We start from the raw sequence: 19,268 nt of genomic DNA, 5'->3' as shown, positions 1-19,268 counted from the left end.
AGGCCGGAAAAGTCATGAAAAAATTTTCCCCTTCGGGTGCAACTAATCGTGGTCGAGGCCACTCTCACCTGTTGAACATCACCCGAAAGGAACGAACCATGAGCGACTTCAGCACCTCCGACCTGGTCGACTACGACGGCGACGGCGACACCGACGCCCAGCTGATCGACACCGACGGCGACGGCTACGCCAACGAGGAGCGCTACGACACCGACGGCGACGGGGTGACCGACGTCGTCTACCTCGACAACGACGGCGACGGCTACATCGACGAGGCGCGGGTCGACATCGACGGCGACGGGGTCTCCGACTACACCCAGACCCAGGGCCCCTTCCCGACCTCCTGACCGCACGCGCCGGCTTGAGCCCGTGTGATCTCACGTGTGATCTCACCAGGGGGGAACCCGGTCTCGGATCACACGGGCAACAGACGAGGAAGACAACCGATGAACGACCGACGTGTGCTCCTGCCTCTGCTGCTGCTCCTGGTCGGCGTCGCGCTGACCGGCTGCGGCCTGCTAGGGGGAGGGAACGGCCGGAAGGCGGAGACCATCGCCACGTCATCGGAACCCGGCAGGGCCGGAACCAGCGAGGGGGACGCCGTCCGGCCCCTGCGGAAGGGGCAGGGGATCGCGCCCGGCGAGGCGGGGACGCCGGGCGGACCAGGCCCGCTGCCGTTCCCGGTACCGGTCTCGCTGGTGGTCGCGCTGGCCGCGGGGGTCGCTGTGGCCGCCGCGGGGGGAATCTACATGTGGTCGCGGAACCGCCGGGCGGGGCAGACGGGCCCCGCAGCCGGTGTGTGGCAGGGGGTTCCCGGATCGCCCGCTCCCGCGGGCCCCTCCGGCCCCGCTCCGGGGCAGGCCGCCGCTTCACCGGCGTCACCGCCCGGTGCGCCACCCGTGACCTCCGGCACGGCGCACGCCGCGCCCGGCGCGCAGCCCCGGTGGCAGGTGTCCTCAGGGCCGCCCGCCGCGCCCCCGCCGGGAGCACCGGCGCACGCGGGGGGAGGGCAGGCCACTCCCGCACCCGACCCGCTGGCCGACGCCCTGATAGAGGTCGCGAGCAGCGGGATCAGCCAGGCGCTCACCCAGCAGGTCGAGCGCCTCTTCTCCGGGGGGCATCCGGGTAGGGCGGCCCTGGTCGACGCCTGCATCGGCTACCGGGACCAGATCTCAGAACGCCACCCCCGCCTCGCCGACAGGCTCATGGAGGGCCTGAACCTGGCCGGGGTCCAGGAGATCATCGCGGACGGGCAGCGCTTCGACCCGCGCCTGCACGAGGCCTTCGGCACCGAGCCGACCGAGCGGCCGGAACTGCACGACCTCGTGGCGGAGACCGTCAAACGAGGGTACGCGGACGGCGGCCGGGTGATCCGTGTGCCGCAGGTCGCCGTCTACCGTCACGAGACACCCGGGGGCGGGACGGTGCGGTGAGATGCTCAGCCGTCGGCGAGCCCGGTCTGCAGGCGCCTCCTGGCCCGGTGGATCCAGGCTCTCACCGTGTTCAGCGGCACCTCGAGAGAGAGGGCGACCTGCTCGTAGGTGAGCCCTCCCGCCCACAGCAACAACGCCTCTCGCTGGGAGGCGGGCAGCGTGGCCAGCGCCCTGCGCAGGTCGGTCAGCCGGGCAACCGAGTCCTCGAAGGGATCGGCGACCACAAGCTCCTCCTCGATCTCGGCCATAAGGGTTCCGAGGGGAGGGCGGCGCCGGATCACCGAGTGGGAGGCGTTACGCGCGATGACCAGGACCCAGGCCCTGAAGGGCGCCTTGCCCTGAAAGGCCGCCAGGCCTCGCCAGGCGGCAAGCTGGGTGTCCTGCAACGCGTCGAGCGCGTCCGCCCGGTTCCCGGTCAGGTGGTAGCAGACGCCGAACGCCTGGCGTCGCGCCGCCGACCACAGCTCGGCGAAGGCGATCTCGTCACCCGCCTGCGCCGCGGCGACGAGAAGGCTCTCGTCCTCTACCGCACCGCTCAGCGACACGCTTGTCATCGGCCACCCATCCTCCGGGGGGAAAAATCAGCCAATGACATCACGTCCCACGATCACCCGGTATGAGGTGGTCCGCCATGATATTGGACCGTGATAATCCGCGGTTCGGACCGACTTACGACGAGTCAGACGACCTGACCGACCTGCGTCGACTCCTCTTCGAGACGGCCAGGGAACCGACAGAGGAGGAGAACCTGTACATGCTGGCGCGAACGTTCTCGTCGGATCACGCCGACCTCTCCCTGATACCCGACCCCATCGCCTTCGCCTTTGCCTTCGCCTCCGGCGGACGGCTCGCGCCCGGCGGCGGTGACGCGTGACCGCGGATCCGGCGGGCTCGGCGGGCCCCGCGGACCTGCTGCGCCGCCTCTGCGAGACCACCTCGGCCAAGCTCGCCGGGGCGGAGCTGCGCGAGCGGGTCGCGCAGGTGCGCGCGAGCCTCGATGCGCCGCTGCGTGTCGCTGTCGCGGGCGCGGTGAGCAGCGGGAAGTCAACCCTGGTGAACGCGCTGCTCGGGCTGCCCGTCGCCCCGGTCGACGCGGGCGAGTGCACCTTCGTCGTCACCCAGTACGAGTACGGCGAGGACGACGGCCGCATCACGATCGATCTGACGGACGGCGGCGTGGCCCACTCCCGCCTGCTGCCCGGCCACCGGCTCCCCGCTGAGCTGGGCGTCGAGGTGGCCAGGATCCGGCGGCTGCGCGTCGCGCTGAACCTGCCGTCCCTGCGCACGGTCACCATCGTCGACACCCCCGGCATGAACACGGTGACGGCCTCGAACGAGCAGGCAGCCCGGAGCATGCTGTTCGGCTCGGGCGACGAGGACGACCGCGCCCAGGCGATGATCTACGTGCTGCGCTACGTCCAGAAGTTCGACGACACCACCCTCGCCGAGTTCCGCGGCCTCACCGACGCGTGCGGGATGAGCTGCGTCAACACGCTGGCCGTACTGGGCCAGGTCGACCGGCGCGGCGACGAGGACGACCCGTGGCCGACGGCGCGCAGGCTGGCGGCCAAGGGCTACCAGGACCTGCGGACCTCCGTCTTCGACGTGGTCCCGGTAATCGGCCTGCTGGCGGAGACCGCACGGGCGTGCCCGCCGGGCGCCGACGAGTTCGAGGCCCTGTCCCGGCTGGCCGAGCTGGACGAGGACGACCTCGAGGACTACCTCCTCGACCTGAACGACTTCCGCTCGGCGTCCGACCTGCCCGTCCCCGCTGAGACGCGGCACCGCCTGGTGGAGCGGCTGCACCGCTACGGCATCGCGACCGCGGTCGGCGCCCTGCGCGAGGGCGGGGTCAAGGACGCGGCCGCGCTCGCGGCGCACCTGCTGAAACGGTCGGGATACTCCTCCGCGGGGCGGGCGGCGACCGGCTCGGTGGCCGCGGGCATCGCCCACTTCGCCCGCCGCGCCGACCAGCTGAAGGCGCTCGACGCCATGACCAGGCTGCGCGCCATCGCCCGCACGCCCGCGCTCGGCTCGGATCGTGCCACCCTGGACACGCTGGCGGCCCAGCTCGACGAGAACAAGCCGATCGCGACCGCGCTGGGCAGCCTGCGGATCTTCGCCGCGGCCGAGGCTCTCGGCAGGGGGACGCTCGTCCTCAACGAGGGGATGACGGCGGAACTGCTGCGCATGGCCCGCCACGACGACCCCGCCGAGCAGCTCGGCCTGCCCCCGGGAGCGCAGAAGGCGGAGATCGCCGCCGAGGCGACCACCGCCTCGATGCGCTGGCGCACGCTCGCCATGATGAGCGAGGGCCGCACCGGCGGGCATCGGGCCAGGGACGTGCTGACCGTCCTGGAGGACATCGTCGGCGAGGCGCTGGCGCAGGAGCGGGACCGGGCAGGCGCGGGGGGCGGCGAACCGCTTCCCCCGGCCCACGTCGACCGGGCGGCGGCCGAGGTGCTGCGCCTGTCCCCGATGGTCCCCGCAGACGACCGGCGGGCCCTGGAGCTCCTGCTCGCGGGGAGCGAGCTCGCGACCCAGCTCGGCGCGCCCCCGTCAGCGCCGCGCGCCGAGATCGCGGGCTACGCCGCCGCGCTGGCTGCCAGGTTCCGCGTGCTGACTCACAGACCGCTCCCCATCAGGCAGCGCAGGGCGGCGGAGACCCTCTGCGAGACCTACGAGGCCATCTGGTCGCAGTGTGGCCAGGACGGCTCGTAGCGAGCCGTACCCGCCGCCGGGACGGACCTCCCGGAACACGTGTCACCAGCCGATCCCCCGACAGGAGAAAACAGCGCTTGACCTCCTCCCCTCCTCGAGGGGAGGGGATTCCCGCGGTCGCCCGCGGGGTTTCCTGTTTCACCGCCGACCGCCCGCCCGAAAAGAATCTTTCGTTGAGGTCTTACACCGGCTCCGCAGGCGTTTCACCTCTCCGCCGGCCCGGCGGCGAGGATGGAGCCGATCATACGGGTGGCGGCTTGGTCATCGCCGCCACCGAACACATTAACGAAACCCGCGGCGTCGTGCCGCGTTTCCTCCCGGCCCTGAAGGACCGGGTCTCCACGCTTAAGGAGTTTCGATGACGACCCCCGACCCGACGGGCCCGGTGGCCCGGCTGCTGCGCTACGCCAACGAGGTCCACGGGCTGGCGGGCCGGTGCGGCAGGCCCGACCTGGCCGAGGTCCTGGCCGCGAGCGCGGCCAGGTGGAAGGACGAGTGCACCGACATCGTGGTCGCCGGTGCGCAGAAGCGGGGCAAGAGCCGCCTGCTCAACACGCTGGTCGGCCACCCCGACCTGCTCCCGGTCGATGCCGACGTCGCGACCAACTGCTTCCTGTCCCTGCGGCGCGGCCCCCGGCTGACCGCCGTCGTGCACCGCAGCACGGAAACGGGACTCGTCGCGACCCCGATCACCGTCGAGTCGATTCCCGACTACGCCTCGATGCGCGGCGACGCGGGAAAGCGGCGTGACGTCGTCAGCGTGGACATCACCCTCGACAACCCGCTGCTCGACGGCCTGCGGCTGCTCGACACCCCAGGCGTAGACAGCCTGACCGTGGGGCACAGGCAGGTGACCGTGGCCATGCTCCAGCGGGCGGACGCCCTGCTGTTCACGCTCAGCGCGCAGGACCAGCCCGTGCTCAGGCACGAGCTCGAGTTTCTCGCCGAGGCCGCGGAGCGGGTCCGGGCGATCGCGTTCGTGCTGACCAAGGTTGAGGACTCGACCAACTGGCAGAGCCTGCAGGAGGAGAACAAGGCCCGGCTGAGGACCTTCGTCACCGAGGCGATCGCCGCCAACCCGGACAGGACGGCGACGCTGGCCCCGCTCCTCCAGGCCCCCTGGATCCCGGTGAGCTCCAAGCTCGCGGAGGCGGCGGCAGCGAAACGGCGGGAGGGGCGCGTCGAGCGGGCGGACGCGCTGCGAGCCCGCAGCGGCATGGACGTGCTCGAGCGGCACCTGCGCGGGTTCGCCGAGGGCAGGGAGTCCGCGCGTGGCGCCACCGTGGTCGCCGCCGCGCTGTCGGTGCTCGGCGCGCTGGCCACCGGGGCGAAGGACGACGTCGCCGTGGGATCGGACGACGAGGGCGACGTCACGACCCGGCTCGCCGAGGTCGACGCCGAGCTGACGGCCCTCACCGAACTGGCGGCCCGCCGTAGGGCGGGCATGGTGGCCAACACCTTCCTCGGGCGAGAGGTCGGCGGGATCGTGGCCGCCCGGGTGGCCGAGATCCGCCAGCCGTACGAGAACGTGATCGCCACGCTGAAGAAGCAGGACCAGATCGACAGGTACATGGCGGAGCTGCCGGAGAGCGTCCAGCGCTCACTCGAGGCCGCCTGGTCGCAGATCGTCTACGACGTGGAGACCCTGTCGAAGACCACGCTGAACTCCTTCGCCCACGATCTCGGCCTGGACCCGGTCGAGCTCACCACCGACAGGCGGGCGATGCCCAACCTGTCACCGATCCAGGTCAAGGGAGACCAGTCCGCGAACGAGCCGGTCAACGTCGACATGGTGCGGGACGTGCTGCCCTCGATCTCGATGGCCGTGTCCTTCGGCGGCCTCGCCGCGGCCATGCTCGGCCCCATCGGCTTCATCCTGGTCGCCCCGGCCATCGGGGCATCCATCTTCCTGGGACGGCGTTCGCTGGAGAAGGTGCAGCGCAGCCAGGCGGCGATCAGAGGGGCGCTGCGCGACCAGTTCTCGGTGATCGCCAGGGAGATGACCCTCGACCTCGAGCGGATGGTGGCCACCTGGCGGGTCGGCGTCGAGCAGGCCGCCGACGACAGCCTGCTGCGGCGGCGCAAGGAGCTGGAGAGCAGGCGCGCGGAGCTGAAGTCCGCCTCGGCCCGCTCGGCCGCCGAGCGCCAGAAGTCGCGGCAGTCGGGCCAGGACCGCATCGCGGCGATCGGCACTCTCACCGCGCGCGGCCACGAGCTCCGCGACGAGCTCGCCGCCGCGGTCGCGGCCCTGGGCGCGGCCCCGGCCGCGGCTCCGGCCGCGGCTCCGGGAGCCTGAGACACCGTCTCCACCTCACCGGGCCGCCGCCCCGGGACCGCGCCTCTGCGGTCCGGGGGCGGCACCGGCGTCCTGGCGCCCGCGACGGGCTGAGACGGCCGCCGTGGGGCGGCCGTGTCCGTCACAGGGCCGTCACCCGTCAAAGGGGCAGGTGCACCAGGGTCGCGGGCTGGTCCCGCGTGGCCCCGTTCGTGTCGCCGGGGCGGTGCAGGCAGAGCAGGCCGGTGGGGATCCGGGCGACCGGCTCGAACATCCCCTGCGTGCGGTGCACCTCCCGGGCCCCGCCCGGGGTGACGTGCAGGAGCCTGCTACGGCCCGCGTCCAGCATGGTCATCCACATCGAGTCGCCGTCGGGGATCAGGCGCGGACGCTCCCAGCGGTGGCGGGAGGTGAGATGACCGGCCAGGGTCGCCGACTGCTTGCCCATCAGGAACTCCAGCGTGTGCGACCGCTGGTCGAAGATCCCCACCGACCAGCCCCTCGCGGGGCTCACCTGGTCGGTGCCGACCGCGTAAATCTGGCCGCCCGCGGGAACCCAGCGCAGGGCGCCCGCCCTGGGGCGCGGCATGATCAGCTTGGTCCTGCCGCCTGCGCCGTCCACCTCGAGCCCGGCCGAGCTGGAGGTGAACCACCTGCCGTTGTGCAGGACGACCTGGTGGAGCCAGCTGCGCCCCGGTTCCCGCACCGTCGGGCGCACGACGCCGCCGGGGTCGACCAGGCACAGCACCTGCCACGGCCTGAAGTCGTTGTGCCTGTTCTGGAACATCGGCTTGTTGCTGCTGAACTGCCCGAGCACCACGGTGCAGCCGGGCGCGCCGACGGAGGGCGAGGGCTCGTTGCCACTGGGCCCCTCCTGGTCGATCAGACGCCGCAGCCTGTTGTCCTCGTTGAGGAACCACTGGGTGTAGGGTCCCAGGTCGCGTGGCTGCGGCGCCTGGAACATGAATCCCCCGCCCAGGTCAAGCTCGATCATCGACAGCTGCCCGCTCTCCCCCCAGGGCAGGCCGACGAGGCTGTCGACCGGGGTCGCCTGCCGCGGCTGGAAGAAGACCCACGCGGTACGGCCCTGCGCGATCACGGTGGGGTTGCCCCACACCTGGAGCGGGTGGGTGCCGCGGATGGCGAGGTCGGGGGTGAGCGTGCGGACCAGCACCTGCGCGGGCCCGACCTGCTCGACCGCGGCGACGCCCTCGCGTGAGGCGGCCCACTCGACCAGCCTGCCGAAGCCGAGCTCCCGGTCGTACCTGCCCTCGACCCCGTCGAGCCTGCGCAGCAGATGGCCGTTTTCGAAGGCCTGGTGGACGAAGACCCTACCCGCCTCGACGCGTGCCTCGAGCACGCCGTCCAGCACCTTCTCGACCCCCGCGACGACCGGCCCCGCAGCCTGTCCGCCCGGCTGCGCGCCGCCGGGACCCCGCTGTCCGGTGCCCTGCCCGGCGCCCTGGCCGCTCTCCTGGGCGGGGAAGGCTCGGTGGCCTCCGGTGTGGCCGCCCTCCGGCCCGGTGAAGGCCCGGTGGGCGCCGCTCTGGGCGCCGGGTGTTCCGGTGAACGCCTGCTGGTCTGTGGCTCCAGGGGCCCCCGGGGAGTGGCCGGAGGCGGTCCGTCCCGTGGTGTCCGTCACGAGGCCCGGCCCCTGCCCGGGGTCGCGGTGCTCCACCTTGAGCTTCCAGGCGAGCTGGGCGGCGCCGTACGCGACCACGATCTTCGGGTCGTCGTAGGTCCGCACCCGGTCTCCGAGCCGGTCGCGCACGGCCTCCTGGACCAGCGGCATCCTGCTGGCACCGCCGGTCATGAACACCGCGGCCAGCTCGTCCTGCGTGATCCCGGCCCCGCGGATCGTCTCCTGCAGGATGTCGACCGTCTTGACGATCTCGGTGCCGATGAGATCCTCCAGGTCGCCCCTGGCGATGTGCACGTCCTCGTTGATGCCGACCACGTAGTGGGAGGAGGTGTCGAACTTCGACAGAGCCTCCTTCGCCTCCCTGGCCATCTTGAGCAGGTCGGCGGCGTAGCTCACGTAGCGGCGCTCGGGGTTGCTGGTCACCTGCTCCCACCACTCGGCGTCCAGACGCTCGATCTGCGCCCCGAGGAAGGCGAACACCTGCTCGTCGAACACCTCCCCGCCGATCTCGTCGCTGCCGCCGGGCTCGCCGACGACCTTGAAGTCGCTCCCGTCGACGGTGAGCACGGCGGCGTCGAACGTGCCGCCGCCGAGGTCGTAGACGGCCAGGTGCGAACCGCCTGTCGCCCGCCCTGCCGAGGCGAAGTAGCGGGCGGAGGCGACGGGCTCGTCGATGAGCACGATCCGCACGCCGCGCACGACCTGCCTGGCGGCCTCCAGCAGCACGGCCTTGCGGTCCTCCCCCCAGGCGACGGGGTGGGTCAGCGCGATGCAGTCGGGCGCGGCGCCGTCGAAGCGCCGCCTGCCCTCGCTCACGAACAGCTCGAGCAGCGCCGCCATGGCGTCGGCGACGGCGACCGGCACCCCGCCCAGCAGCATCCGGCCCCGGCCGACGTAGCGCTTGGGGTTGCGCTCGACGCGTTCGGGGCTGATCGCGATGCCTCGCTGGGCGATCCGGCCCGCGACCAGTGTCCCGCGCTCGTCGAGCATGACGGCGGAGGGTATGCGCCGCTCCCCCTCGACCTCCAGGATGTCGAAGCGCCCTTCGGCGGCTATGACCCCGGCGGAGAAACTCGTCCCGAGATCGACACCGAGGCACCACTGCGCCATTTGCCACTCCTCGTAGATGCGAACCCGATCGTCCCGCATTCACAGGCCGCGGCCCGATCGCGGTGGGCACGCGAGGAACGATCCAGGGTGCGCGGGAGGATCCTCGGGGTGAGTGCGGGGCGGGAAGGCACCATCTTACGGTTCCCGGCAGGCCCACGGGGGCCGCGGCAGGCCTTGTGAGGCCACTGACGGCACGCCGCCTCGCCGCCCGCCCTCAGCTTCCTGGATCTCCGGTCTCCGGGCGGGCCGCCAGGGCCGCGAGCACCCTGGCGAACTCCTGGGGCGGAGCCACGACGAGCCGGGTCTGGCCGTCATGGCTGACCAGGTCGGCCCTGATGAGGGTGAGCCTGCCGTCGTGCCACCAGTAGACCTGGGGACTGAGCGCGTCGGCGCGCAAGTCGCATTCGCGCTGGGCGAACAGCCGCAGCCGCTCGATCGCGCGGACAACCTCGATGCCTTCGACCGGATGGACGATCATCGTGGCGCGGCTGGGCAGCGCGACCAACACGCCGTTCGCGGGCACGCGCAGGTAGTCGCCGAGGCGGCGCAGGTGGGCCGCGGCGCTCTGGGTCGCGCCGCTCAGCCGCAGCACCGCGACGCCGCCGAGGTCGACCTCCGCGACCGAGAGCCGCTCGTCGTCCCCGGCGTTGCCCACAGCCTCCTCCAGCGCCTGTGCGGCGGTGACCGGCCAGCAGCCGACCTCCTCAGGGCGGACCGGCCTGGCGTCCGCGCCGTGCCCTACGGTGAGCACCTCGACCAGGTCGGCGGTGAGGTGGCGGCCGACGACCCCGGCCGCGCCCAGGTCGTCGTCGAGCTGGAGCCGGGTGCGCAGCAGCGGGCGAACCTGGGACAGGTCACAGGCGTCGAACGGCTCGTCGGCCGTGGCCAGGACGTGGGACAGATGCTCGGAAACGAGCATCGGCCAGTCCTCACGCGAGCGCCTGCGCGCCTCGGCCCGCAGCCCGGCCAGCCGTACCGCGAACCTGCGGGGGCCCGACAGGGTCAGCGTGCTGCCGTCGGCGGCGAAGGCACTGGAGTAGCCCAGGGTGTCGGCGACCAGCGCGAGCAGGGAGTCCAGATCGACATCTTCGACCGGACGCGCGGGTCTCCTGGTCTGCCGGTCACGATGCCGCCGGAACAGCCTCACGCGTCCATCCCCTCTGCCGGTTTCCTCCTAGGTCCGCACCTAGACTGCCCCCACGGGGGTGGTGATTGAGCCGGTCAAAGAGCACGATTGTGCATCAATAGCACCAAGTGCCCCTAACAACACGCTCAACTGTGGTGTCCCGTGTCCTATCGGAAGACCGGCGATCACCGGCACCCCGAGCGGCGCGAGCCGTTCCTCGAGCACCGGGTAGGGGTCGCCGCAGCCGACCCAGGACCCCAGGGCAAAGCCCGCGGCCCCGTCGAGCGCCCCCGACATGAGCAACTGAGTGAGCATCCTGTCGATCCGGTACGGCGCCTCGGCGACGTCCTCGAGCAGCACGATCCTCCCCCGCGCCCGCAGCTCGTACGGCGTGCCGCACAGCGCCGCCAGCAGAGTGAGGTTGCCGCCGGTCACCGGCGCCTCGACCCGGCCTGGGACGATCACACGATCACCGGTGACAGGCGAGGGAGTGCCGAACAGGGCGGCGGTGAGATGCTCGAAGGTGCGGGGCTCCGGCCCGCCCGGGTCGCTGATCGTGGAGCAGGCGGGCATCGGCCCGAACCACGACGCGACGCCCAGCATGACGGCGAACGCCCGGTGCAGCGCGGTGACGTCGCTGGAACCGGCCAGCGTCTTGGGACCCGCGGCCCGCATGGCATCCCAGTCGAGCAGATCGAGGATCCTGGTCGCGCCGTAGCCACCCCTCGCGCAGAGCACGGCGGCCACCTCGGGGTCGCACCACGCCTCCTGTAGGTCGGCCGCCCGTGCGGCGTCCGATCCGGCCAGGTAGCGATCACGGTCGAACACGTGGGCCCCGGTGACGACCTCAAGGCCAAGCTCCCGGAGGATCCGGACCCCGCGTGCCAGACGCTCCCGGTCGGGGGGACCGCAGGGGGCGACGACCGCGACCACGTCACCGGGCCGGAGCCTGGCCGGGACGACTGCGCCGACCTGCGGGGCGGGAACGGGCGTGGCCGGTTCGTTCATCCCCCAAACGGTGCCACACTGGGCTCACCTATGCGACCTCCGACCCACATCCTCGTGGTCAACGGCATCAAGGTCCGCCAGCCGGTGTTCGTGCTCGCCGCCCCGCACTCCGGCTCGGACCTGCTTGCCCGCGCCCTGAAGCGCTCCCCCGGCTTCCATATCACAATGGGACGCGCCTCGGTGGCCCATGTCGTGTACGCCTTCGCCAGGCGCCCCTCCATCACCAAGCGGGGCATGGGCGCGACGCGGGTGCTGCGCGACGCCCTGGCCGAGTCCTGGCAGATCGTGCCCGGCGCGTGCCTGGAGTGCCCCGCCCCCTGCAGGGAGGCGGGAGGGGTGACGGGGGCAGGCCCATGCGCCGCCTCCGGCGCGGTCGCCCGGTTCGGCGACGCCAGCCCCGACCTGATCTACAGCACCTCCGTGCTGCTGCAGGCCTTCCCCGACGCCCGGTTCGTCCAGCTCATCAGGGACGGCCGTGACGTGGCCGCCGACATGCTGGCCGATCCGGCGATGCTCTCGTGGTTCAGGCCCGCCATGCTGAGCGAGGAGACCGAGTTCCCCAATCCCTTCCTTGGCCTCAACTCGGGCGAGCACGGAGACCGGTGGAAGGCCATGCCGACGGCGGGCAAGTGCGCGCTGCGCTGGCGCAGCGCGGTCCGCCTGTCGGCCACCCTCCACCGGGAGCTTCCCCGCGAGCAGCTGCTGACCCTGCGCTACGAGGACCTGGCCTCCTCCCCCGCGGAGGCGGTCCAGGGACTGTCCGACTTCCTGGAGACGCGGGTCTCCAAGGTCGCCCTGTACGGCAGGAACGTGCCGAAGGTCGGTGTCTGGCGCACCAGGCTGCGCGGCGCGGACGCCGAGCTGGTCGAGAAGGTCGCCCGCGAGGAACTGACCCGGCTCGGCTACCGGTGATCCACCGGCGGCCCGGCCGCGCTCACTCCCCTGAGCTGAACTGGGTGCGGTAGAGCTCGGCGTAGAGCGCGCCGTGCGCCAGCAGCTCCTCGTGCCGCCCTCGCTCCACGATGCGGCCGTCCTGGACGACCAGGATCTGGTCCGCCTCGCGGATGGTCGACAGCCGGTGGGCGATGACCAGTGAGGTCCGCCCGGCCAGCGCGCTCTTGAGGGCGCGCTGGACCGCGGCCTCGGACTCGGAGTCCAGGTGCGCGGTCGCCTCATCGAGCACGACCACCCTGGGCTCCTTGAGAAGCAGTCTGGCCAGCGCCAGGCGCTGCTTCTCACCGCCGGACAGCCGGTAGCCCCGGTCTCCGACCACGGTCTCCAGCCCCTCGGGCAGGCCCTCGACCAGTTCGGCGATCTGCGCGGCGCGCAGGGCGTCCCAGATCTCCTCCTCGGTCGCGCCGGGCCTGGCATAGGCGAGGTTGGCCCCGATGGTGTCATGAAACAGATGGGCGTCCTGCATGACCACGCCCACGCTCTCGCGGAGGGAGGCGAGGGTGGCATCGCGCACGTCGAGGCCGTTGATCCGCACCGCGCCCTCGTCGACGTCGTAGAGCCGGGAGACCAGGCTGGTGATGGTCGTCTTGCCCGCCCCCGAGTGGCCGACGAGCGCGATCATCTCGCCGGGGCGGGCGGTGAAGGAGATGCCGCGCAGCACCTCCTGGCCGGGCCCGGTGTCAGGGCGGCCGACCGCCTCGAGCGAGGCCAGCGAGACCTCGGAGGCCGCCGGGTAGCGGAACCGGACATCCTCGAACTCGACGGTCGCGGGCCCCTGGGGGACAGCGGCGGCGTCCGGCCGCTCCGCGACCATCGGCTTCAGGTCGAGCACCTCGAAGACCCGGTCGAAGCTCACCAGTGCGGTCATCACGTCCACGTGCATGTTGGACAGGCTCGTCAGCGGGCCGTACAGGCGCATCAGGAGGGCGGCGAGCGCGACCAGGGTGCCCAGCTCGAAGACGCCGCCAACGGCCAGCACGCCGCCCGCGCCGTAGACCAGGGCGGTGGCCAGGGCCGCGACCAGGCCGAGCGCGACCCGGAACACCGTCCCGTACATGCCGACGGTGACGCCGACGTCCCGCACCCGCCCCGCCCTGTGCCCGAAGACGGTGGCCTCCTCCTCCGGCCTGCCGTACAGCTTGGCGACCGTGGCGCCCGCGACGTTGAACCGCTCGGTCATCATGGAGCTCATCTCGGCGTCGAGCTCCATCTGCTCGCGGGTGAGGCCGGACATCTTCCTGCCGACCCACTTGGCGGGGAAGACGAAGATCGGCAACAGCACGAGCGCGACGACCGTGATCTGCCAGGACAGCACCAGCATGGCGCCGAGCACGAGCACCAGCATGACCACGTTCGACACGACGGAGGACAGCGTGCTCGTCAGCGCCCGCTGCGCGCCGATCACGTCGCTGTTGAGCCTGGAGACCAGGGCTCCGGTCTGCGTGCGCATGAAGAAGGCCACGGGCATCCGCTGCACGTGGTCGAAGACCTCGGTGCGCAGGTTGTAGATCAGACCCTCGCCGATCCTGGCGGAGAACCAGCGCTGCGCCAGCGTCAGCGCGGCGTCGACGACCGCCAGCGCCGCGATGACCACCGCGAGGGTGACCACGACGCCGGATCGCTTCGGGGTGATGCCCTCGTCGATGATCGCCTTCATCAGCAGCGGGTTGACGATCACGATGACCGAGCCGGCCACGACCAGGGCCAGGAAGGCGGAGATGTGCCGCGCGAAGGGGCGCGCGTAGCGTGCGATGCGCCGCACCGTGCCCGGTGCGAGGCGCTGCTTGGTCACCGAGCTGTCACGCCGCATGGAACGCATCATCTGGGGGCCGAAACCCCCACCTGTCATCGCCATCTGGCCTCCTCCGCCGGTGCCAGCACCGGGACGGGCCCCCACATTCCCCCGTCAGCTTCCGGCGAACAGCGCCCTGACCCGGGCGACCTGCTCCCGGCGTTCCGCGGCGCTCTGCTCCTCCAGTGTGCGCCCTCCGGCCCCCTGGAGCAGCCGTTTGGTCGCCGTCGCGGCGCCCCTGTCGGTGGCCAGCAGCGCGGCGGCCAGATCCCGTACGGCCTCCGCCAGATCCTCGGGGGCGACAACCAGTTCCGCCAGGCCGATAGCAGCCGCCTCCCGCGCCCCCACGGCGCGGGCGGTAAGGCAGATCTCGATGGCCCTTGGCAGGCCGACCAGGTCGACCAGCGGCTTGGTTCCCGTCAGGTCGGGGACCAGCCCGAGGGCGAGCTCTTTCATGCACAGCTTGGCGTCTTCGGCGAGGACCCTCAGGTCACAGGCCAGAGCCAGCTGGAAACCGGCGCCGATCGCGTGCCCGTTGACGGCTGCGATGGAGACGATGTCGGGACGGCGCAGCCACAGGAACCCCCGCTGGGCGTGGGCTATCCGCTGCTCGAACGTCGGGTCTTCGGCCGTCGCGAGAGTCGCGAGCGAGTCCTGACCCGGGATTCCCTCGGGGGTGAACAAGCGCAGGTCAATGCCTGCCGAGAAGGACGGCCCCTCACCTCGGACCACGACGATCCTCACCTGCTGCGGCAGGGAGTCACCGATGCGAGCCAGCTCCGACCAGGTGGCGAACGTCTGTGCGTTGCGCCTTTCCGGCCGGTCCAGCGTGATCGTCGCGATCTCGCCGTCCACCTCGAAGCGCAGACCGACCTCCTCGTGAGAGGTCTTCTCCGCGCTCCCCCCGATCGCCGCTTCCGCCATCGCCCGCTCCAAGCTGTCGTTTTTGCGTCTCGCCCGAGCCTATCGACTCTCTAGAATGAGGTTCTACAGGCCCGAGCGGGACGTCTCAGCGTGGAGGACGAGCGGCTGCGGTCGCGCGTTCCGAGGCGGTGTCAGCGCTTCGACTTGCCTCGGGTGGCGCCGCCGCGCCCGCGCAGAGTCACACCGGACTCGCTCAGGATGCGGTGGATGAAGCCGTACGACCGGCCGGTCGAAGCGGCCAGCGCCCGGATGCTCTCACCCGCGCTGTAGCGCTTCTTCAGATCGGCGGCCAGCTTTTCACGGTCGGCCCCGGTCACCCGGGTGCCCTTCTTAAGAGTCTCGGCCACGAGTACCTCCTGTAGTGCCAGACTTCCGCAGCGTTACTCACGCCATGATCAGTCATTTCTGCGAGATCGGCTACCTACTCCATGGGAAAAGATCCGTACCCGCTCAAATTAAGATCAGGCAAGTGCCACAAGATCGGAAAATTCATCGCTCCAAGCGTCTTCGACTCCGTCCGGTAGCAAGATCACCCTATCGGGTTGTAGAGCCTCGACAGCACCCTCATCATGCGTGACGAGCACAATCGCCCCAGAATAGGACCTTAGGGCCGAAAGAACCTGCTCTCGACTGGCCGGATCGAGGTTGTTCGTCGGCTCGTCGAGCAGCAGGACGTTGGCCGCGGAGAGCACCAGCGTGGCCAGGGCCAGCCGGGTCTTCTCCCCGCCGGAGAGCACCCCCGCGGGCTTGTCCACGTCGTCCCCGGTGAACAGGAACGAGCCCAGCACCTTGCGCAGCTCGACGTCGGCGAGCTCCCCGCCCGCGGAGCGCATGTTCTCCAGCACGGTCCGGCCCGGATCGATCGTCTCGTGCTCCTGCGCGTAGTAGCCCAGCTTGAGCCCGTGGCCGGGCCTGACCAGGCCGCTGTCCGGCTCCTCTATGCCTCCCAGGATGCGCAGCAGGGTGGTCTTGCCCGCACCGTTCAGGCCCAGGATGACGACCCTGCTGCCCTTGTCGACGGCCGCCGCGACATCGGTGAAGACCTCGAGCGAGCCGTAGGACTTCGACAGACCCTCCGCGCTGATCGGCGTGCGGCCACAGGGCGCGGGCTCGGGGAAGCGCAGCTTGGCGACCCTGTCGCTGCGCCGCTCGACCTCGAGGCCGGACAACAGCCGCTCCGCACGGCGCTGCATGTCCTGGGCGGCCTTGGCCTTCGTCGCCTTCGCACGCATCTTGTCGGCCTGCGACATGAGCGCGGAGGCCTGCTTCTCCGCGTTGGCCCGCTCGCGCTTCCTGCGCTTCTCGTCGGTCTCCCGCTGGGCCAGATAGGCCTTCCAGCCGACGTTGTAGGTGTCGATCACCGCGCGGTTGGCGTCCAGGTGCAGGACCTTGTTTACCGTCGCTTCAAGGAGACCGACGTCGTGGCTAATAATGATCAAGCCGCCCTGATGCGATCGTAAAAAATCACGAAGCCACCCGATTGAGTCTGCATCGAGGTGGTTTGTCGGCTCGTCAAGCAGGAGAGTCTCCGCTCCGCTGAACAGAATGCGGGCCAGCTCGACCCGCCTGCGCTGGCCTCCGGACAGCGTCTCCAAGGGCTGTCCGAGCACCCGGTCAGGCAGCCCGAGGCTGGAGGCGATCGAGGCCGCCTCCGACTCAGCGGAGTAGCCGCCCAGGACGTGCAGCCGGTCCTCCAGGCGCCCGTAGGCGCGCACCGCGCGATCCCTCGTCCGCTGGTTCTCCGAGGCCATGCCGTGCTCGGCCTCACGCAGCTCGCGGAGGACCTCGTCGAGGCCGCGCGCCGATAGGATCCGATCGCGGGCCAGCACCTGCAGGTCGCCGGTGCGCGGGTCCTGCGGCAGGTAGCCGACGGCGCCCGTGGCCGAGACGCTGCCCGCCGCAGGGATGCCCTCACCGGCCAGAACCCTGGTCAGGGTGGTCTTGCCCGCGCCGTTGCGGCCGACAAGGCCGATCTTGTCGCCGGGGTTCACCCGGAACGACGCGCCCTCGATGAGCAGCCGGGCCCCGGCGCGAAGTTCGATGTCAGAAGCTACGATCATGGTTGGAGAACACTCCCAGACTGGAAATACACAGGCTCACCTCACTGGCCGAACCCGCCGCCGCCCTGTGTCTCCCGGCTCCGGCTCGGCTGTCTCGCCTCATCGGGGGCGGCGTCAATCGGAAGTGCGCATACCGATCAGTGTACGGCGCGCGCGGACGTCACGGGCTCCCTGATCAGCCGATGATCGGCCCGGTGGTCTGCACGGAAGCCCACGCCGCGGCCCGTGGCATCGGCGGGCCACGAGGGTCAGACGGGGTCGGTGACCCTGATCCGGACGGCGCGGAACTCGGCGGGAGTGCCCGCGAGCACGACGAGGCGGGGATCGGGGACCGTCAGGAACGGCCCCGTCTCCAGCGCGAAGAGCGGCGCGAGCCTGCGGTCCGGCCGCAGCGCGTCGACCGCGCGCCTGTCGCCGCCGAGGATCACCGCCTCAAGCTCGGCCACGTGCGGGCCGAGGACACGCAGCGCCACCTCCGCCGCCGCGTCGTGCGCCTGGTCCACCTGCTTCTCCCTGCGCCTGGCGAACCTCCGCTGGGACCAGCCGCCCGCCGCGCTGCGGCCGTGCACCTGTCTCGACCCCACCTTGGAGGACAGCAACTCCTCGCCGTAAAAGATTCCGGCCGCGTGGCCGCCGAGCCGTACCAGCAGGACCCCGACTCTGCGCTCGAGGCGCGCGTGGGTGATAAGGCGCGCCAGAGGCCCGCCTCCGGAGGGGGTCAGCGGCGGGAACGGCACCTGGCACTCCGCCACCGCGCCGTCCGCGCCCTGAAGCCGCACGACCTCATCCTCGACCGTCACGCTCGGTGGTCCGTGCCGCTCGACGAAGCCGTCGACCCAGCGTCCGAGGCGCGCGGGGCCGACGGAGACCCAGCGCCCTCCCCCCTTAGCGGGTCGCGACGTCATGGAACGGGACACTACCGGTTGGCCGCTCCACCCCCAACGCCGCATACAGGAGCCATCTTCAACGAACAGCGAAATATCGGTGAACATCACTGAACGTGACTTATGCGGCTGCTGACTATGGTTCATTCTCTGTACGTGTCGAGTAGAACGCATCTCCTTCCGCCGGCCTCCGCAGCGGCCACCGTGGACGTTACCCCGATCGTCGACCTCGACACCGGAGGCGTTATCGCCCTCCATGCGCCTGGCGACGGTCACGGAAACATCTCCTCCGCCATCAGAACGGTCCTGCAGATCTCCAGAAGCGAGGCACTCCTTCCCCTGGTACTCCCGATCCCCTCCTCCGCCGTGATAGGCGGATCGGCCGCGCTGGCCCCCCTCCACGAGGCCCTGCGCACCGCAGGCCGCAGGCCCCGCGAGGTCATCCTCATGGTCAGGGGCGACTTCGCCCAGGTCGAGCGCCAGTCCCTGCTCACCGGGCTCGACGGGCTGCGCGCCATCGGCTACCTGATCGCGGTGGGCGATCTGGGCACCGCCCACATCCCGCTGGACCTGCTCACCGACGCGGCGCCGTACCTCGCCGTGATCTCCCCCGACCTGATCGCCAGGATGCCCCGCGACCCGCGTCGCGCGGCGCTCGCCGAGTCGCTGGCCGCGCTCGCCCGCGGGGTCGGCGCCCACGTGCTGGCTCCCGGCGTCTCCGAGGAGGCGCAGCTCGCCGCGGTGCGCGCCTGGGGCGTACGGCTGGCACAGGGACCGCTGCTGGTTCCCGGGCCCTCCGGCCGGGTCCATGTGCCGATCGCGGTCACCCCGGAGCCGGTGCAGGCACTGCTCGGCCCCCGCGTCCACGAGTTCCTGCTGCCCGCGATGACCCTCCCCGCGGAGGCGAACGCCGAGGAGGTGGTCGAGGCCTTCGGCACCGACCCGTCCATCACCAGCGTGATCCTGGTTGACGAGTACCAGCGCCCGAAAGGCAGCCTCGACCGCAGCCGGTTCCTGCTGTCCATTGCCAGCAGGTTCGGCCACGCCCTGCACGGCAAGAAGCCCGCCCTGCGCCTCGCGGACTCGATCCGCAGCGCCCCGAAGACCACTCCCGCCATCGCCGCCATGCAGGTCGCAGGACGCGACGCCGAGCGCGTCTACGACGACCTGGTCGTCATCGACGAGTTCGGGCGCTGCATGGGGATCGTCCGGGTCGCCGACCTGATCCGCCAGGTCGCGGCCATGCAGCGTTAATTTGCGCCGCCTGCGGCGGCGCGGGCTTGGGCGCCCCAGTGCCGGTGTCTTCCCTCGTCGCTCATCCGCCGAGCGCCAACGCACC

General features: G+C 71.3%; 16 protein-coding genes. 7 read left to right on the top strand and 9 right to left on the bottom strand.

Features of this window, described 5'->3' with window-relative positions; all coding sequences use genetic code 11:
- The first annotated feature begins 98 nt into the window (after window positions 1-98).
- Window positions 99-347 (top strand): hypothetical protein, encoded by a 249-nt coding sequence (locus tag AB0395_RS42630; protein ID WP_366292276.1) that lies wholly within the window; start codon window positions 99-101, stop codon window positions 345-347.
- 99 nt (window positions 348-446) lie between these two features.
- The gene (gene grpE, locus AB0395_RS42625; RefSeq protein WP_366292273.1) at window positions 447-1,433 is read left to right on the top strand and encodes a nucleotide exchange factor GrpE; all 987 of its coding nucleotides are present in this window, start codon (window positions 447-449) and stop codon (window positions 1,431-1,433) included.
- Between the two features lie 5 nt (window positions 1,434-1,438).
- Here grpE and AB0395_RS42620 read toward each other — a convergent pair whose 3' ends face one another.
- Window positions 1,439-1,987: an RNA polymerase sigma factor gene (locus AB0395_RS42620; RefSeq protein ID WP_366292270.1), complete on the bottom strand. Its 549-nt coding sequence runs from the start codon at window positions 1,985-1,987 to the stop codon at window positions 1,439-1,441.
- A 62-nt stretch (window positions 1,988-2,049) separates the two neighbouring features.
- On the opposite strand from AB0395_RS42620, the gene AB0395_RS42615 reads away from it, so the two are divergent.
- The 3 genes from AB0395_RS42615 to AB0395_RS42605 all read left to right on the top strand — a co-directional run bounded on the left by AB0395_RS42615 (window position 2,050) and on the right by AB0395_RS42605 (window position 6,450).
- Window positions 2,050-2,307: a hypothetical protein gene (locus AB0395_RS42615; protein WP_366292267.1), complete on the top strand. Its 258-nt coding sequence runs from the start codon at window positions 2,050-2,052 to the stop codon at window positions 2,305-2,307.
- Complete coding sequence (locus AB0395_RS42610) at window positions 2,304-4,154, top strand: dynamin family protein (RefSeq protein ID WP_366292264.1); 1,851 nt, start codon at window positions 2,304-2,306, stop codon at window positions 4,152-4,154. Before AB0395_RS42615 ends, AB0395_RS42610 begins: the two co-directional genes overlap by 4 nt.
- Before the next feature lie 358 nt (window positions 4,155-4,512).
- Window positions 4,513-6,450 (top strand): dynamin family protein, encoded by a 1,938-nt coding sequence (locus AB0395_RS42605; protein WP_366292261.1) that lies wholly within the window; start codon window positions 4,513-4,515, stop codon window positions 6,448-6,450.
- A gap of 139 nt (window positions 6,451-6,589) precedes the next feature.
- On the opposite strand, the gene AB0395_RS42600 is transcribed toward AB0395_RS42605, so the two are convergent.
- The 3 genes from AB0395_RS42600 to AB0395_RS42590 form a co-directional block, all read right to left on the bottom strand.
- The gene (locus AB0395_RS42600; protein WP_366292259.1) at window positions 6,590-9,181 is read right to left on the bottom strand and encodes an Hsp70 family protein; all 2,592 of its coding nucleotides are present in this window, start codon (window positions 9,179-9,181) and stop codon (window positions 6,590-6,592) included.
- Window positions 9,182-9,395: 214 nt separating this feature from the next.
- Window positions 9,396-10,328, bottom strand: a complete 933-nt coding sequence (locus tag AB0395_RS42595) for a hypothetical protein (RefSeq protein ID WP_366292256.1) — start codon at window positions 10,326-10,328, stop codon at window positions 9,396-9,398.
- Between the two features lie 39 nt (window positions 10,329-10,367).
- Window positions 10,368-11,315 carry an LD-carboxypeptidase gene (locus AB0395_RS42590; RefSeq protein WP_366292253.1) on the bottom strand — a complete coding sequence of 316 codons (948 nt, stop codon included), beginning with the start codon at window positions 11,313-11,315 and terminating at the stop codon, window positions 10,368-10,370.
- A gap of 30 nt (window positions 11,316-11,345) precedes the next feature.
- Between AB0395_RS42590 and AB0395_RS42585 the strand changes: the two genes are divergently transcribed.
- Window positions 11,346-12,227 (top strand): sulfotransferase, encoded by an 882-nt coding sequence (locus AB0395_RS42585; protein WP_366292250.1) that lies wholly within the window; start codon window positions 11,346-11,348, stop codon window positions 12,225-12,227.
- Between the two features lie 22 nt (window positions 12,228-12,249).
- Here the strand turns inward: AB0395_RS42585 and AB0395_RS42580 are convergent, their stop codons facing one another.
- The 5 genes from AB0395_RS42580 to AB0395_RS42560 form a co-directional block, all read right to left on the bottom strand.
- Window positions 12,250-14,124, bottom strand: a complete 1,875-nt coding sequence (locus AB0395_RS42580; RefSeq protein ID WP_366292247.1) for an ABC transporter ATP-binding protein — start codon at window positions 14,122-14,124, stop codon at window positions 12,250-12,252.
- 51 nt (window positions 14,125-14,175) lie between these two features.
- Window positions 14,176-14,985, bottom strand: a complete 810-nt coding sequence (locus tag AB0395_RS42575) for an enoyl-CoA hydratase/isomerase family protein (RefSeq protein WP_366292244.1) — start codon at window positions 14,983-14,985, stop codon at window positions 14,176-14,178.
- Window positions 14,986-15,116: 131 nt separating this feature from the next.
- Entirely contained in the window at window positions 15,117-15,332 is a 216-nt protein-coding gene (locus AB0395_RS42570) for a helix-turn-helix domain-containing protein (RefSeq protein WP_030507271.1), read from the bottom strand.
- Window positions 15,333-15,446: 114 nt separating this feature from the next.
- Complete coding sequence (locus tag AB0395_RS42565; RefSeq protein ID WP_366292240.1) at window positions 15,447-17,045, bottom strand: ABC-F family ATP-binding cassette domain-containing protein; 1,599 nt, start codon at window positions 17,043-17,045, stop codon at window positions 15,447-15,449.
- Between the two features lie 248 nt (window positions 17,046-17,293).
- Complete coding sequence (locus tag AB0395_RS42560) at window positions 17,294-17,950, bottom strand: acVLRF1 family peptidyl-tRNA hydrolase (RefSeq protein ID WP_366292237.1); 657 nt, start codon at window positions 17,948-17,950, stop codon at window positions 17,294-17,296.
- Window positions 17,951-18,133: 183 nt separating this feature from the next.
- Here AB0395_RS42560 and AB0395_RS42555 point away from each other — a divergent pair, with 183 nt between their 5' ends.
- A complete protein-coding gene (locus tag AB0395_RS42555; protein ID WP_366292234.1) occupies window positions 18,134-19,183 on the top strand; it encodes an EAL domain-containing protein in 1,050 nt (349 codons plus the stop codon).
- Window positions 19,184-19,268: the final 85 nt, after the last annotated feature.

The sequence above is a fragment of the Streptosporangium sp. NPDC051023 genome, assembly GCF_040689595.1.
Taxonomy (GTDB): Bacteria; Actinomycetota; Actinomycetes; order Streptosporangiales; family Streptosporangiaceae; genus Streptosporangium.
The sequence above is the reverse complement of the archived record's forward strand: the minus strand, read 5'-3'. Positions and strand labels throughout refer to the sequence as shown.